The organism is Pimelobacter simplex (assembly GCF_900114845.1).
Taxonomy (GTDB): Bacteria; Actinomycetota; Actinomycetes; order Propionibacteriales; family Nocardioidaceae; genus Nocardioides; species Nocardioides simplex.
Window position 1 is genome coordinate 30291 of the sequence record NZ_FOUK01000008.1, and the last position, 15560, is coordinate 45850.

General features: G+C 74.4%; 14 protein-coding genes. 12 read left to right on the plus strand and 2 right to left on the minus strand.

The features are described from left to right. Nucleotides 1-11 precede the first annotated feature (11 nt). The 3 genes from BM223_RS26290 to BM223_RS26300 all read left to right on the plus strand — a co-directional run bounded on the left by BM223_RS26290 (nucleotide 12) and on the right by BM223_RS26300 (nucleotide 5566). Entirely contained in the window at nucleotides 12-665 is a 654-nt protein-coding gene (locus BM223_RS26290; protein WP_200887080.1) for a DNA alkylation repair protein, read from the plus strand. Nucleotides 666-749: 84 nt separating this feature from the next. Continuing rightward, the gene (locus BM223_RS26295) at nucleotides 750-4274 is read left to right on the plus strand and encodes an ATP-binding cassette domain-containing protein (protein ID WP_038677429.1); all 3525 of its coding nucleotides are present in this window, start codon (nucleotides 750-752) and stop codon (nucleotides 4272-4274) included. A gap of 41 nt (nucleotides 4275-4315) precedes the next feature. Next, on the plus strand, nucleotides 4316-5566 hold the full coding sequence (locus BM223_RS26300; protein ID WP_075018778.1) for an MFS transporter: 1251 nt from the start codon (nucleotides 4316-4318) through the stop codon (nucleotides 5564-5566). Here BM223_RS26300 and BM223_RS26305 read toward each other — a convergent pair. Further along, entirely contained in the window at nucleotides 5508-6179 is a 672-nt protein-coding gene (locus BM223_RS26305) for a DUF4328 domain-containing protein (RefSeq protein WP_038677432.1), read from the minus strand. The genes BM223_RS26300 and BM223_RS26305 overlap by 59 nt on opposite strands. Nucleotides 6180-6255: 76 nt before the next feature. Between BM223_RS26305 and trpS the strand changes: the two genes are divergently transcribed. The 9 genes from trpS (at nucleotide 6256) to BM223_RS26350 (ending at nucleotide 14155) form a co-directional block, all read left to right on the plus strand. After that, nucleotides 6256-7344 (plus strand): tryptophan--tRNA ligase, encoded by a 1089-nt coding sequence (gene trpS / locus BM223_RS26310; RefSeq protein ID WP_038677434.1) that lies wholly within the window; start codon nucleotides 6256-6258, stop codon nucleotides 7342-7344. Continuing rightward, nucleotides 7344-7850 carry a 2'-5' RNA ligase family protein gene (locus BM223_RS26315; protein ID WP_038677436.1) on the plus strand — a complete coding sequence of 169 codons (507 nt, stop codon included), beginning with the start codon at nucleotides 7344-7346 and terminating at the stop codon, nucleotides 7848-7850. Before trpS ends, BM223_RS26315 begins: the two co-directional genes overlap by 1 nt. Further along, nucleotides 7847-8896: a YihY/virulence factor BrkB family protein gene (locus tag BM223_RS26320; protein WP_052138327.1), complete on the plus strand. Its 1050-nt coding sequence runs from the start codon at nucleotides 7847-7849 to the stop codon at nucleotides 8894-8896. The genes BM223_RS26315 and BM223_RS26320 overlap by 4 nt, the downstream gene beginning before the upstream one ends. 35 nt (nucleotides 8897-8931) lie before the next feature. Then, nucleotides 8932-9159 (plus strand): SCO4848 family membrane protein, encoded by a 228-nt coding sequence (locus BM223_RS26325; RefSeq protein ID WP_038677438.1) that lies wholly within the window; start codon nucleotides 8932-8934, stop codon nucleotides 9157-9159. A gap of 6 nt (nucleotides 9160-9165) precedes the next feature. Next, the gene (locus BM223_RS26330; RefSeq protein WP_038677440.1) at nucleotides 9166-9759 is read left to right on the plus strand and encodes a hypothetical protein; all 594 of its coding nucleotides are present in this window, start codon (nucleotides 9166-9168) and stop codon (nucleotides 9757-9759) included. Nucleotides 9760-9823: 64 nt separating this feature from the next. Continuing rightward, nucleotides 9824-10351: a copper chaperone PCu(A)C gene (locus tag BM223_RS26335; RefSeq protein ID WP_038677441.1), complete on the plus strand. Its 528-nt coding sequence runs from the start codon at nucleotides 9824-9826 to the stop codon at nucleotides 10349-10351. Further along, the gene (locus tag BM223_RS26340) at nucleotides 10351-11610 is read left to right on the plus strand and encodes a Dyp-type peroxidase (RefSeq protein ID WP_038677443.1); all 1260 of its coding nucleotides are present in this window, start codon (nucleotides 10351-10353) and stop codon (nucleotides 11608-11610) included. Before BM223_RS26335 ends, BM223_RS26340 begins: the two co-directional genes overlap by 1 nt. Further along, the gene (locus BM223_RS26345) at nucleotides 11607-12188 is read left to right on the plus strand and encodes a copper resistance CopC family protein (RefSeq protein ID WP_038677445.1); all 582 of its coding nucleotides are present in this window, start codon (nucleotides 11607-11609) and stop codon (nucleotides 12186-12188) included. Before BM223_RS26340 ends, BM223_RS26345 begins: the two co-directional genes overlap by 4 nt. Then, complete coding sequence (locus BM223_RS26350; protein WP_038677447.1) at nucleotides 12185-14155, plus strand: bifunctional copper resistance protein CopD/cytochrome c oxidase assembly protein; 1971 nt, start codon at nucleotides 12185-12187, stop codon at nucleotides 14153-14155. Before BM223_RS26345 ends, BM223_RS26350 begins: the two co-directional genes overlap by 4 nt. Before the next feature lie 2 nt (nucleotides 14156-14157). Here BM223_RS26350 and BM223_RS26355 read toward each other — a convergent pair whose 3' ends face one another. After that, the gene (locus BM223_RS26355; protein ID WP_052138328.1) at nucleotides 14158-15441 is read right to left on the minus strand and encodes an adenylate/guanylate cyclase domain-containing protein; all 1284 of its coding nucleotides are present in this window, start codon (nucleotides 15439-15441) and stop codon (nucleotides 14158-14160) included. Nucleotides 15442-15560 lie beyond the last annotated feature (119 nt).

Genomic DNA, 15560 nt, shown 5'->3' on the forward strand with positions numbered 1-15560 from the left:
ACACGTCGCTCGTGGCCGCGGTCCGCACCTCGTTGCGGGCCGCGGCCGACGCGCGTCTGGCCCCGGGGCAGCAGGCCTACATGAAGTCGGCGCTGCCCTTCTTCGGCGTCCGCAACCCCGAGGTGCGCCGGCTCACCCGGACACTCGTGCGCGAGCGCGGCATCCGCGAGCCGGCCGTCCTGGTCGCCGCCGCCCGCGCGCTCTGGGACGAGGCGACCCACCGCGAGGAGCGGTACGCCGCGGAGACGCTGCTCGCGCTCCGCCCGCTGCGGGGCGACCTCTCGCTCGTGCCCTTCCACGAGCACATCGCCCGCACCGGCGCCTGGTGGGACCACGTGGACGCGGCCGCGGGCCGGGTCGCCGACCTCCACGACGCCCACCCGGCCGAGACCGCGCAGACCGTCCTGCGCTGGTCGACCGACGACTTCCTGTGGGTGCGCCGGCTCGCGATCCTCAGCCAGCTCGGCCGCAGGGACCGGGTCGACCGCGACCTGCTCGCGACCGTGCTCGAGCCCAACCTGGGCGACCGCGACTTCTTCATCCGCAAGGCGGTCGGGTGGTCGCTGCGCGAGGTCGCCCGGGTGCACCCGGACTGGGTCCGTGCGTACGCCGACAGCCACGACCTGAGCCCGTTGAGCCGGCGCGAGGCGCTCAAGCACCTCTGACCGGAGGTTCCCGCACGCAGCGGCCCACCGGCCGGAAGATATTCAGAGGCGAAGTGTCGGTGCCGGAACCTACGCTGAGTCACGATGACCAGCACGCTGACCCGCACCGTGACCCCCGACCGGCCCTCCGTCAGCGGCGACCCGGCGCGACGCGTCGACTGGCGCCGCCTGCGGACCCCGGCCGCGGGCTTCGCCGTGTCCGCGGTCGCGCTGGCCGCGCTCGGGCAGGCGCTCGGCACGGTGGTCGCCGGCCGGCTGGCCGACCACCCGACCGCGGCGCTCGTGGGCTGGCTGACCTTCTTCGTGGTGGGCGCGGCCGCCGTCGACACCGCCGGCCGGGTCGTGTGGGCCGCCGTGGTCGACCGGGCCGAGGGCCGGCTGCGCGGTGACCTGCTCAGCGCGGCGCTCCAGCAGCCGCTCGCGCACCTGACCGAGCAGGCCGTCGGCGAGGTGCTCGACCGGGTCGACGACGACACCCACGAGGTCGGCACGCTGCTGCGCCAGCAGATCTGGATGGCGATGCGCACCGCCTTCGCCGCCATCCCGATGTGGCTGGTCGCCGGCTTCACCTGGTGGCCGGCGTTCGTGCTGTTCCCGGTCACCGGTGCCGTCGCGGTCTGGGTGATGCGGCCCTACCTGGCCGAGATCGCGCGCCGCAAGGTGATCGAGGAGGCCGCCTGGACCGACCACGCGGCCGCGCTCGAAGAGGGCGTCGCCGGCCGCGACGACCTGCGCACGAGCCTGGGCCAGGCGTTCGCCGTCCGCCGGCTCGCCCGGCTCTCGGCCGACGTGCACGAGAAGTTCCGCAGGGTGCTCGTGGTCGAGGCGCGCCTCGCCGTCCGCGTGGGGCTGATGCTGCACGGCCTGCTCGTCGTGATCGCCGTCGCCGGCGTGCTGCTGGTCAGCGGCGACCACCTCGGGGTGGCCCGGCTGGTCACGCTCTTCCTGGTCACCACGATCTTCGTCGGCCAGATCAACAACCTCGCCCACCAGCTCCCCGACATCCAGGCCGGCCTCGGCGCGGTCATCCGGCTGCGCCAGCTGCTCGCCGTCGAGGCCGAGCCGGTCGGCGGCGAGCCGGTGCCGGGCGGGGCGCTCGACCTGCGCATCCGGCACCTCGACTTCGCCTACGTCGAGGGCGCCTTCGCGCTGCGCGACGTCGACCTCTACGTCGAGGCCGGGCACACGCTCGCCCTCGTCGGCCGCACCGGCTCGGGCAAGTCGACGCTCGCCTCGCTGCTCTCGCGCGCGGTCGAGCCGCCGCCGGGCACGATCTTCCTCGGCGGGGCCGACATCACCGCCCTCGACCTGCACGAGCTGCGCCGCCGCGTCGGCGTGGTCACCCAGCGCACCGAGATCCTGGCCGGCACGCTCGCCGACAACATCGCGCTGTTCGCGCCGGTGCCGCGCGAGGAGGTCGAGGCCGCCGTCGACGAGCTCGGCCTCACCGACTGGGTGGCCGGCCTGCCCGCTGGCCTCGACACCCTCCTCGGCCCCGGTGGCACGACGCTCTCGGCGGGCGAGGAGCAGCTGGTCGCGTTCGCCCGGCTGCTCGTGCGCCACGTCCAGGTCGTCGTCCTCGACGAGGCGACCGCGCGGATGGACCCGGTCACCGAGGCCCGCGTCGTCGCCGCGGCCGACCGGCTGATCAGCGGCCGCACCGGCATCCTCGTCGCCCACCGGCTCAGCACCATCGAGCGCGCCGAGGCGGTCGCCGTCCTCGACCACGGCCGGGTCATCCAGCACGGCCCGCGCGACGAGCTCGCCGTCGTCGAGGGACCCTTCCGCCGGCTCCTCGACGCCAGCGACACCGAGGGCTTCGCCGACACCGCCGAGGCCGAGCCCGAGGCCGAGACCGACGCCGAGAGCTCCGCCGTCGGCGGCCGGCGCCGCACCGGCACCCCGCCGGAGCGCCCCGAGGTCGGCCACGGCTCCTCGCTGGCCAAGGGCACCTGGAAGGCGTTCTGGGTGCGTCCCTGGTGGGGCGCCTGGTCGGTCGTGCTCTTCCTCGGCGGCACGATCTTCGCGCCGCTCGGCGTGATCACCGGCTTCGTGTGGGGCCGGGTGGTCGAGCGGCTCGGCGAGGGAGAGTCGGTCACCGCGCTGACCGTCGTCCTCGCGGTCAGCCTGCTGGTCGCGCCCTTCCTGCTCGCCGACGCCTTCCGCCGCTACCCGCGCTGGTGGATCGAGGTGATGCTGCGGGTGCGGATGAGCGTCCTGATCGGCCAGGTCCGCCCGCACCGGCTGCCCCGCACGCCTCCGGGCGAGGTCGTGGCCCGGTCCATGGACGCCGACCGCTACGCGCGCTACGCCGACCGCTGGGTCGACTTCACCAACGGCCTGCTCATCGCCGCGATCACGATGCTCGCGGCCGGCTCCTGGCTGGCCGGCGCCGTGCTCCTCGTCGTCATGGTCACCAGCGCCCTGGCCTCCTCGATCGGCCGGCCGATCGCCGGCCGCTCCGCGGCCCGCTCGTCCGCGGCGCGCGCCCGGTTCGGCCGCGCGGTCGTCTCGGCGGTCGAGTCGGCGCGCACGGTCAAGCTGGCCGGGCGCACCCCCCACGTCCACGCCCACCTCCGCAAGGTCGACGACGGCCGGGTCGAGGCCGCCGTGTTCGAGCACCGGGTGCAGGCGGTCCTCGACGGCGTCCCCATCGTCATGGTGCAGGTCGGCGTCGTCGCCTCCTGGGCGCTCTACCTCTGGGACGTCTGGGGGCTGGCCACCGCGCTGCTCGTCTCCACCGCGGTCAACGGCTTCGACTGGTTCGGCCGGGTCGCCGGCGCCGTCGTCACCGAGGCGCCGGGCACCCGCGCGTGGCAGCAGGTCACCGCGCGGTTCGCGGGCGGCACCGACCTGATGGACGTCCCTGCCGGCATCGACCTGGTCACCGGCGACGCGCCCGACCCGGTCGCGCCCCAGCGGGTCCGGCTCGACCGGCTCGACCTCAGCGACTACGTCGCCGTCCACGACGACGGCACGGTCGGCGCCGACGGGATCTCGCTCAGCGTGACGCGGGGCGAGCTGGTGCTGCTCGTGGGCCAGGTCGGCTCGGGCAAGTCGAGCCTGCTCTCCTCGCTGGCCGGCCTGATCGACCACCGCGGCTCGCTGCGCTGGAACGGCACCGAGGTCACCGACCCCGAGACCTTCCTGCGGCCCAGCCAGGTCGCCCACGTCGCCCAGGTGCCTCGGGTGCTGTCGGGCACGTTCGCCGACAACGTCCTGCTCGGCCACGACCGGCCCATCGACCAGCCCCTCGCCACCGCCCGGCTCGCCGACGACGTCGCCGACGCCGGGGGTCCCGACGCGGTCATCGGGCACCGCGGCGTCCGGCTCTCCGGCGGTCAGGTGCAGCGCCTCGCCCTGGCCCGGGCGCTCGCCGCCGACGCCGAGCTGCTGCTCGCCGACGACGTGTCGAGCGCCCTCGACGCCGCCACCGAGATCGAGCTGTGGGCGGCGCTGCGCGAGCGGCACACCACGGTCATCGGCGCGACGTCCAAGCGAGCCGCGCTCGCCCAGGCCGACCGGGTCGTCGTCCTGGTCGACGGACAGGTCGCCGCGGTGGGGCCGTGGACCGCGCTCGCGGCCGAATGGGGACACTTGGCCGGGTGAGCGAGGAATACGAGGACGCCCGGGCCCGGTTACAGCCTCACGTGACCTCTGCCCCGACGACCTCCACCGAGGCCCGTACCGAGCCCGAGGTGTCCCACCACCGTCCCGCACTGGCGATCCTGGCGCTGGCGGTCGGCGGGTTCACGATCGGCACCACCGAGTTCATGACGATGGGCGTGCTGCCCGAGGTCGCGAAGGGCGTGGACGTCTCGGTGCCGGCCGCGGGGCACGTCATCTCCGCCTACGCGATCGGCGTGGTGGTCGGCGTCCCGATCCTGGCGTTCTTCGGCGCGGCGGTGCCGCGGCGGGCGATGCTCGTCGGCCTGATGGCGGCGTACGCCGCGTTCAACCTGCTCAGCGCCGTCGCGCCGACCTTCGAGGTGCTCACGCTCGCGCGCTTCCTCGACGGGCTGCCGCACGGCGCCTACTTCGGTGTCGCCAGCCTGGTCGCCGCGAGCCTGGTCACGCCGGAGCGGCGCGGTCGCGCCATCGCGAGCGTGATGCTGGGACTCTCGGTCGCCAATGTCGTCGGCGTCCCGCTGGCCACCTTCCTCGGCCAGCAGGTCGGCTGGCGCTCGACGTACCTCCTCGGCGGGCTGCTCGCCCTGGTCACCGTCGGGCTCGTGCTCGCCGCGGTGCCCTCGGTGCCCGGTGCGGCCGAGGCGAGCGGGCGCAAGGAGGCGGGCGAGTTCTTCGGCAGCCTCCAGGTCTGGCTGACCATGGCGGTCGGCGCGGTCGGCTTCGGCGGGATGTTCGCCGTCTACTCCTACATCGCCAAGACGGTCACCGTCGTCGGCGGCCTCGACCGCGGCACGGTGCCCTTCTTCGTGCTGGCCCTGGGCCTCGGCATGGTCGCCGGCACCTGGCTGGCCGGCGAGCTGGCCGCGTGGTCGGTGTTCCGCAGCCTGCTGCTCTCGGGCTCGATCGGCATCGTGCTCATGCTCGTCTACTACGTCGCCGCCCCCCACGGCTGGCTGCTGCTGCCGGTCGCCTTCCTCGTCACCGCCACCGGCTCGGTGCTGGTGGTCAACCTCCAGCTGCGCCTGATGGACGTCGCCGGGGGAGCGGTCACCCTCGGCGCGGCCATGAACCACGCCGCCCTCAACATCGCCAACGCGCTCGGCGCCTGGCTCGGCGGCCTGGTCATCGCGGCCGGGCACGGCTACCGGGCGCCCGCGCTCGTGGGCGCGGCGCTCGCGACCGTGGGCACGGCGATCCTGCTGGTGTCGGCGCTCACGCACCGCCGGGCCATGGCCGGGACGCCAGCGGCGGCGGTGCCGGCGGAGCGCTGAGCGCGGCGTCCTGCTGGTCGGTGATCCGTAGCACCAGGCGGCACCAGAGCCCGCAGCCGATGACGGCCGCGACGGCCGTGACCACCTCGAAGCCGGGCAGCAGGTCGACCATCTCGGGGTCGTTGCCGGCGAGCTGCGAGGTGATCCGGCTGCCGAAGAGGAAGACGAGCCACGCCGTCCACCACGGGCCGAGCGCGAACGTGCGCCCGGAGGGCGTGCTGGCGCGCTGCACGTCGCGGACCACCTGGTAGGGGAACCACAGCGCGACCACGGGCACCCACCAGCCCAGCCAGACCCAGAGCCGGCTGCGGGCGTGCGGCACCCGGGGGCTGATCGCCACGGCGTTGACGCGGGCCGCGGAGAGCCACAGGCAGGTCACGACGTACGTCGCGAGCAGCACCGGCGCGAAGGCCATCACCACCCAGTCGTACGTCGTCAGGACGTCGGCCGTGCTGCCGCCCGTGCTGAGGACCTCCTGGAACCGGGTGCGCGCGTCGAACGACGTCACCGCGCTGACCACCTGGACGACGGCGACGAGGACGGCGAGCGCGACGCTCGCGACGGCGAGCCCGTCGGGCGGGCGGCGGCGGGGTGGAGCCACAGGCGGGAGCATGGCCGGAGTGTAGGCGCGGCCGGCCGGTGACCGGGGGCTTTACGCGCAGGATGCCCGGCCTGAGAGAATCCCTCCCATGTCCGCCACCACCGAGCACCCGCCCGTGCCGGAGACCGCGCAGCCGGCCGCGCCCGAGGGAGCCGCGCGCCCGCGCGTCCTCTCCGGCATCCAGCCGACCGCCGACTCCTTCCACCTCGGCAACTACATGGGCGCGGTCCGGCAGTGGGTGGACCTGCAGCGCGACCACCAGCCGTTCTTCTTCATCGCCGACCAGCACGCGATCACCGTCGACTGGGACCCGAAGCTGCTGCGCGAGCGCACGCTGCGGGGGGCGGCCCAGCTCCTGGCGGCGGGCGTCGACCCGGAGCGCTCGGCGATCTTCGTGCAGAGCCACGTGCCGGCGCACGCCCAGCTCGGGTGGGTGCTCAACGGGCTCACCGGGTTCGGCGAGGCCCGGCGGATGACGCAGTTCAAGGACAAGTCGGCCAAGGGCGGCGAGGGCGCGGCGAGCGTCGGGCTGTTCGCCTACCCGATCCTGATGGCGGCCGACATCCTGCTCTACCGGCCCCACTACGTCCCGGTGGGCGAGGACCAGCGCCAGCACCTCGAGCTCACCCGCGACCTGGCCCAGCGGTTCAACAGCCGGTTCAAGAAGACCTTCCGGCTGCCCGAGCCCTACATCCTGAAGTCGACGGCCAAGATCTACGACCTGCAGGAGCCGACCAAGAAGATGTCGAAGTCCGGCTCCGCGCCGAACGGCATCATCGAGATGCTCGACGACCCCAAGGTCACGGCCAAGAAGATCCGCTCGGCGGTCACCGACTCCGACACCGAGATCCGCTTCGACCTCGCCGAGAAGCCGGGGGTCAGCAACCTGCTGACCATCTACTCGGCGCTCACCGGCGAGGCGGTCCCCGCCCTCGAGGAGCAGTACGCCGGCAAGATGTACGGCGACCTCAAGAAGGACCTCGCCGAGGTGGTGGTCGGCTTCGTGACGCCCTTCCGGGAGCGCACGCTCGAGCTGCTCGACGACCAGGACTACCTGATGAAGGTGCTGGCGCAGGGGGCGGAGACGGCCGGTGCGGTCGCCGAGGCGACGCTGAAGGACGTCTACCAGCGGGTCGGCTTCGTCGCCCCCGCCGAGCGCCGCGCGGAGGGCTCCTGATGCCGGTGATCGGCGTCGCCATCGCGATCCCGGAGCCCTGGGCCTCCGAGCTCTACGACTACCGGCTGCGGATCGGCGACCCGACCGCCGAGGGCGTCCCGAGCCACGTCACGCTGATCCCGCCCACCGAGGTGGCCGGCGAGCTCGACGAGATCGAGGCGCACCTCGAGACCGCGGCCGACGGGATCGATCCGTTCCGTGTGCATCTGCGCGGGACGGGTACCTTCCGGCCCGTGTCGCCCGTCGTCTTCGTGAGTCTCGCTGAGGGGATCTCCCAGTGCGAGCAGCTCGCCGACGCCGTACGACGGGGGCCGCTCGCCGTCGACCTGCACTTCCCGTACCACCCGCACGTCACCGTCGCGCACCACCTCGACGACCCGACACTCGACCGCGCGTTCGCCGATCTCTCCGAGTTCGAGTGCGCCTTCGAGGTCACCGACTTCCATCTCTACGTCCATGACGAGCAGGAGGGTTGGCGGGCCACCCGCACCTTCGCACTGTCATGAGCCTGGTCGATCGAGTGAAGGCGAAGGTCGCGGACGCCCGCGACCGGTGGCCGCTCGTCGACCACGCGGTCCGGATGCAGGAGCACTTCAGCGCCGTCCAGGGCAGCCAGCAGGCCGGCGGGGTGACCTACTTCGGCTTCCTGTCGGTCTTCCCGATCCTCGCTCTCGCGTTCTTCGCCGTGGGCTACGTCGCCAACGTGTTCCCCGACGCCAACGAGTCGCTGGTCAAGGCGATCGACCAGGTGCTGCCGGGTCTCGTGGGCACCGGCGACGGCCAGGTCAACCTCCAGGACGTCCAGGACGCCGCCGGCACGGTCGGGCTGATCGGTCTCGCCGGTGTGCTGTACGCCGGGCTCGGCTGGCTGTCGTCGCTGCAGTCGGCGCTGGTCGTCCTCTTCGAGCTGCCCGAGCGGCTGCGGCCCAACTTCGTGATCGGCAAGCTCCGCGACCTGCTCACGCTGGCCGTGCTCGGCACGGTGCTGATGCTGAGCGTGGTCACCTCGGCGGCGCTCACCGGTACCTCCCAGGCGGTGCTCGACGTCCTCCACGTGGGCGCCGAGCTGGGCTGGCTGGTCGCGATCATCGCGCTGCTGCTCGGGCTGGCCGCCTCGACGCTGCTGTTCTTCCTGATCTTCCGGCTGCTGGCCCGTCCGCCGCTGCCGGCCCGGGCGCTGTGGTCGGGGGCGCTGCTCGGCGCGCTCGGCTTCGAGGTGCTCAAGCAGCTCTCCGGGCTGCTGCTGGCGAGCACCCGCGGGCAGCCCGCCTTCCAGGCGTTCGGGATCGCGCTGATCCTGCTGGTCTGGATCAACTACTTCTCCCGAGTCATCCTCTACGCCGCCGCGTGGGCCCAGACCAGCCCGCTGGCCGAGCGCCCGCCGGCCCCGGTGCCCGCAGCCGCCGCGATCGCCGCCGCGGTCACGCCGCGCCCGGGCGGGGTGGGCGAGCCGGCGTCCCCGGCGCCGCCGCTGCCGCGCCTGGCGTCGTTCGCCGCCGGAGGGGTGCTTGGGGTCCTGCTCACACTCCTGGGCCGCCGCCGGCGACCGTGAGCCGGGCGCCTGGAGCGGTCTGGGACACTGACCGGGTGAAGTTCGAGCGCAAGCACGCCCTCCTGCTCCTGGCCGTGGCCGCCTGGAACGTCTTCTCCTTCGGCAACTTCGCCAAGAACCTCTACCAGGCCTACGACGCAGGTGAGGACCGGGCGACCGGCTACTGGGTCGCGCACACCGTCCTCATCGTCGTGAACTTCGTGATCGCCGGGCTGCTCGGCGCGCTGGGCTGGAAGGCGCTGCGCGCGTCCAAGGACGCCTGAGCCCCCATGACCTCCGGACCGGCCGCACGGGCCCGGGCGCGCGCCCGGCGCTTCCGGCAGGTCCGCGGCGCCGTCGCCGGCTGCGTGGCGGCGTTCGGCGCGCTGGTCGCGCACGTGGCGGCGGGCGGCTCGGTCGAGCTGGTCCCCGGCCTGGTCGTGACGGCGGTGGCGCTGCCGATGGCCGTCGCGCTCACCCCCGGTGACGCCGTCGGCCTGCCCCGGATCGGTGCGACCGCGCTCGTCGCGCAGGCGCTCGGGCACCTCTGCCTGATGATGGCGCCCGCCGGGCACCCCCACGCGCACGACCACCACGCCGGACCGGCGCCGTCCCTCGCGATGCTCGCGCTCCACGCGCTGGTCGCGATCGCGACGGTCGCCGTCGCGGCCGGGCTCGACCGGGCGGCGCTCGACGTCGTCCGGGCCGCGGCCGGCTGGCTGCTGCCGCTCCTGCTCGCGCTGCCGGTCCCGGTCGTCGGCTACCGCGCCCGCGTCCTGGTGCGCGTGCGGCGCCTGCGCGGCCGGCTCGCCGCGCGGGTCGGCCGGCCCCGGGCGCCGCCGCGGTGGTGCTCCGCCCTCGCCCTTCCCGGCGCCGCGCGCTGACCCCTCGGTGGCGTGCGCGCCTCTTCCCGCGCGCTGACGCGCGCCCACCGAACGGAACCTCACCATGAAGAAGCACCTCACCGCGGCGGTCCTCGCCGCGGCCCTCGTCCCCGCGCTCGCCGCCTGCGGCAGCGGCAGCGAGGACGCTCGCGACCAGGCGCCGACGTCCGGCAGCAGCCCGGCCGCGAAGGCCGCCCTGACCGTCACCGACCCCTGGGTCAAGGCCGCTCCCAGCGGCATGACCGCCGCCTTCGGGACCCTCGTCAACGAGGGCTCGAGCGACGTCACCGTGGTCGCGGCGACCACGAGCGTCAACGACACCACCGAGCTCCACGAGACCGTCGAGAACGAGGACGGCTCGATGGCGATGCGGCCCAAGGAGGGCGGCTTCGTGATCCCGGCGGGCGGCAGCCTGGCGCTGGAGCCCGGCGGCGACCACCTCATGCTGATGGGCCTGACCGAGCCCGTCGAGGCGGGCACGACGGTCACCATCACGCTCACCCTCGGCGACGGCACGACCACGGACGTCGAGGCGACCGTCAAGGCGTTCGACGGCGCCGACGAGAAGTACCAGAACGGCGGCGAGCACTGATGCCCGGCGGTCCCCGGTGGGACCGCCGGCGCGTCCTCCGCACCGGCGCCGCCGCGTTCGGCGGCGCCGGTGCCGGGTGGAGCGCGTCCGCCCTCGTGGCGAACGGCTCCGCCGCGGCGGCGCCCACGGACGGTCCGGCCCGCGTGGTCGGCCCGTCCGCGGGCGCGGAGACCGTGCCGGTCGTCGGCACCCACCAGGCCGGGGTCGACACCCCGCCCCAGGCGCACCTCGCGCTGGTCGGCTGGGACCTGCGGGAGGACGCCGGCGTCGTCGGGCTGACCCGGATGATGCGGCTGCTCAGCGACGACGCCGCGCGCCTGGCGTCCGGCACGGCTGCCCTCGCCGACACCGAGCCCGAGCTGGCCGCGCACCCGGCCCGGCTCACCGTCACCTTCGGCTTCGGTCCGCGGGTGCTGCGCGATCTCGTGCCCGCGGGACGACGTCCCCGGCTCGACGAGCTGCCCGGCTTCGACCGGGACCGGCTCGACCCGCGCTGGGGCCAGACCGACGTCGTCGCGCAGGTCTGCTGCGACGACCCGACCACGCTGGCCCACGCCCGTCGGATGCTGGTCAAGGACGCGCGGACGTTCGCCCAGGTGCGCTGGATCCAGCAGGGCTTCCGGACGGCGCGCGGCACCGTCCCCGACGGCACCACCATGCGCAACCTGATGGGCCAGGTCGACGGCACCGTCAACCTCGCACCCGCGGAGCCGGACTTCGACCCGCTCGTGTGGTCCGGCGACGACGCGCTCGCGGGCGGCACCTTCCTGGTGGTCCGCCGGATCCGGATGCAGCTCGACAAGTGGGACCGCGTCGACCGGGTCGGCCGCGAGGTCGTGGTCGGCCGCCGGCTCGACACCGGCGCGCCGCTGACGGGCGTGACGGAGTTCGACGAGCCGGACTTCGCGGCCACCGACCGCTTCGGGTTCCCGGTGATCGACCCGGCCAGCCACGTCGCGCGGGCGCGCAGCGCGGACCCGCGGGAGCGGTTCCTGCGCCGGGCCTACAGCTACACCGAGCCGGACCCGGCCCGCAGCACCGGCGAGGACAGCGGCCTGGTGTTCCTGGCGTTCGCGGCCGACCCGGCCCGCCAGTTCGTCCCGGTGCAGCGCCGGCTCGACGAGCTTGACCGGCTCAACGAGTGGGTCGTCGCGATCGGGTCCGCCGTCTATGCGATCCCGCCCGCCGCACCGCAAGGTGGGTACGTCGGCCAGCAGCTGCTCGAAGGAAAGTCCACGGGGGAGAAGTCACCATCATGAGGAAGCACGCGCGGCTCGCCGCGCTCGTCACGGCGCTCGGCGCGGTCCTGGCCGCGGCCCTGGTCGGGGTCGTCGCGGGAGGCTGGAACCTGCCCGCCTCGGCGCACGCGTCACTGGTCGCGAGCGACCCGGCGGCCGGTCAGCGGCTCGACCGGCTGCCCGAGCGGGTCACGCTGGAGTTCAGCGAGCCGATCAGCGCGCCGGCGTACGTCGTCGTGACCGCGCCGGACGGCTCCCGGGCCGACCAGGGCGAGGTGCGCGTCGACGGCGCCGAGGTGAGCGTCGCGCTCGGGGGGAGTGCGCCCGAGGGCACCTACGGCGCGGCCTTCCGGGTCGTCTCCGAGGACGGCCACCCGGTCACCGGCCGGATCGGCTTCGTCGTCGGGGACGGTCCGCTGGACGACGCCGCGCCGTCGGCCACGGCCTCGGCGGATGCCGCCGACCCGGCGCCGGCCTCGACCACGGACGGGGACGACGACGGGGGCCCGTCGCTCGGCCAGGTCCAGGTGGGCGTCGCGGTGGCGCTGTTCGCCGTCGCCGCGGGTCTGCTCCTCTGGAGCCGCCGGAGGACCCGGTGAGCGCCCCCGCCGTGCGCGAGCGGCGCGGCCTGGCGCCGGTCGGGGCCGCGCTGGTGCTGGCCGCCGCGGTCGCCTTCGTCCTCCTCGTCGCGGGCGGGGGAGCGCCGCAGGAGCCGATCCCCGGCCTGCCCGACCCCGGCCGGCTGACCGGCTGGGGGCTCCCCGCGCTGCGCCTGGTCTCCGACGGCCTCGCGATCGCCGTCGTGGCGGGGCTCCTCGTCGCGCCGCTCACCATGCGCCGGCCCGAGAACGAGCTCGGCGGGTCCGCCTTCCGGGCGCTGCTGCCGGTGCGCTGGCTGGCCGCCGGGTGGTGCGCGGTCGTGCTCGTCCAGGTGGTGCTCACCTACTCCGACCAGTTCGCCGTGCCGGTGGGCGACATCCGCTGGCACGAGCTGCGCGGCTTCGCCACCGGCGTCGACCAGCCGCGCGCGCTGCTCGCCCAGGCCGCGCTGCTGGCCGTCGTCGCGGTCGCCGCGCGCTGGGTGCTCACCGCCCGCGGCGTCCTCGTCCTGCTCGGCCTGGCGCTGGTGGCCGTCGTCCCGCCGATCCTCACCGGGCACGCGTCGTCGGCCGGCAACCACGACACCGCGATCGTCGCGATGGTCGTGCACGTCGTCACGGCCGTGATCTGGATCGCCGGGGTGCTCGCGCTGTGGTGGCACCTCGCCTCCGCCACCAAGGTGCGCGACCGCGCGCTGCACCGCTTCTCCGCGCTCGCCGGCTGGTGCCTGGGCCTGACCGCGGTCTCGGGCGTGGTGAGCGCCTGGGTGCGGCTCGAGCGGCCCGCCGACCTCCTCTCGGCGTACGGCGCGGGGGTGCTGGTCAAGACCGCCGTGATCGTCGTCGTCGGCCTGGTCGGGCTCACCCTGCGCCGCCGGGTCGTCGCGAGCGCCGCGCCCGACTGGGTGGTGCTGCTGCGGCTGACCGGTCTCGAGCTGCTCGTCATGGCGGTCGCCGTCGGGGCCGGCGTCGGCCTCAGCCGGACCCCGCCGCCGGCGCCCGAGAACCTCTACACCTCGCTCGCCGAGGGCCTCCTCGGCGGCCCGGTCCCGCCCGCGCCGACGTTCGGCCGGCTGCTGTGGTCGTTCACCCCGTCGGGCCTGGGCTTCCTCGTGGTCGGCCTCGGCGCGGCGGCGTACGTCGCCGGGATCGTCGCCCTGCGCCGCCGCGGCGACCGCTGGTCGCCGGGCCGGACGGTCACCTGGTTCGCCGGGCTCGCCGTCGTCGCCTATGCCACGTTCGGCGGCCTCGGCACCTACGCCGGCGTCATGTTCAGCGCCCACATGGCCGCGCACATGGCGCTCTCGATGGTCGCGCCGATCCTGCTCGTCTCGGGTCGCCCCCTCCAGCTCGCGCTGCGCGCGCTGCCGGGCAGCGACGTCCCCGGCGGCACCGGACCGCGGCAGCTGCTCGCCGCCGCGCTCGACTCGCGGCTCGCGCACCTGGTCCTGCACCCGGTCACGGCGGCGCTGCTGCTCGTGGGCAGCCTGTACGTCGTCTACTTCAGCAGCCTGTTCGACGTCCTCATGCGCAACCACCTCGGCCACCTCGCCATGGAGCTGCACTTCCTGATGGCGGGCCTCGTCTTCTTCGAGGTGCTCATCGGCGACCGGCCCGGCGGCGGCACGTCGTACGTCGGGCGGCTGATGCTGCTGCTCGTCACCATGCCCTTCCACGCCTTCTTCTCGATCAGCGTGATGGGCTCGGAGCGGATCATCGGCGGCGACTACTTCCGGCTCCTCGACGTCCCCTACGTCTCGAGCCTGCTCGACGACCAGCACCTCGCCGGCGCGATGAACTGGGCGCTCGGCGAGGTCCCGATGGTGATGGTGATCATCGTGCTCGTCATCCAGTGGTGGCGCGACGACGAGCGCGAGGCCAAGCGCCGCGACCGCGCCGCCGACCGCGACGGCGACGCCGAGCTGGCGGCGTACAACGAGATGCTGAAGCGGGCCGCGAAGGGCTAGGCCTAGGACGCGCCCAGCAGGTAGTACGTCGTCATCGGCCCCTTGCCCTTGACCTCGACGACCTGCGGGTCGCTGAACGCGTAGCGGGTCTCGAGCAGCGCGTGCGTGGCCGCGGAGACCTGGATCCGGTGCGGCCGGCCGTGCGACTCCATGCGGCTGGCGGTGTTGACCGTGTCGCCCCACAGGTCGTAGGTGAACTTCCGCTGCCCGATCACCCCGGCCACGACGGGCCCGGACGCGATGCCGATCCGCATCGCGATCGGGCTCGGCCAGGTGGGGGAGAGGCGGGCCAGGGTGCGCTGCATGTCGAGGGCGAGCTCGGCCAGCGAGGCGGCGTGGTCGGCGTCGGGCGTCGGCAGGCCGGCGACGGCCATGTAGGCGTCACCGACGGTCTTGATCTTCTCGATCCCGCGCCGGTCGCACAGCGCGTCGAACTCGCGGAACATCGTGTCGAGCAGCGCCACCAGCTCTTCGGGGCTGAGCACCTCGGAGACCGGCGTGAAACCGACGATGTCGGAGAACAGCACGCTCACGCTCGGCGCCGAGTCCGCGATCGCGCCCCGCTCGGTGCGCAGCCGCTGCGCGATCGGCACCGGCAGCACGTTGTGCAGGATCTCCTCGGAGCGCGCCCGCTCCTGCTCGACCTCGCGCTGGCGCAGGAAGTCGGTCCGCCGCAGCTTCTCCAGCGCATAGGCGATCACCAGGGCGATCGCGGCCAGCCCCGCCGTCGGCGCCACGTGCGCCCCGAGCGCGTCCACCCCCTGGAGCACGCCGGGCAGGGTCAGCCCGATCGCGACGTAGATCGCCACGATCGCGCTCACCGCGTGCATCCGCAGCCGGAGCAGGCCGACCGCGCCGAGCAGGGTGACCGTGGCCGAGGTGCGCAGGTACTCGGCCGGGAAGTCCCCGACCAGCGCCAGCGCCGGCCCCAGTGCCAGCAGGACCACGGCCAGCAGCAGCACCGACGCCGCCTGGAGGTGCCGGCGCACCAGCCCCCAGCGGGCCACCGTCACCATCGACGTCACGAAGACGACGACGACCGTGGCCCGGAGCAGGCTGCTCGCCAGCAGGGAGTCCGGGGCGACGAGGGCGTCGACGGCGCCGTACGCGGCGGTGAAGGCGACGCCCACCAGCAGCGCGAAGCGGGCGTCGCGCAGGCCGGCCTCGTCGTCGTACCGGACGAAATCGCGCTCGGCGGCGGGCTGGTCGAACTCCAGCATCCACCGCTTCATGTGCAGCTGCGCGTGCCGCTCGTGCACCCAGGCTCGGATCAGGCTGGCCCCCATGACGGCAGGATGCCAGAACTGCTGGTCCGCCTACCCGCGAAGTGGGCCGGTTGCGGGTCCGAAGTAGGGAGGTTGCGGGTCCGAAGTAGGGAGGTTGCTGCGTCCTTCCCGCCTCGAGC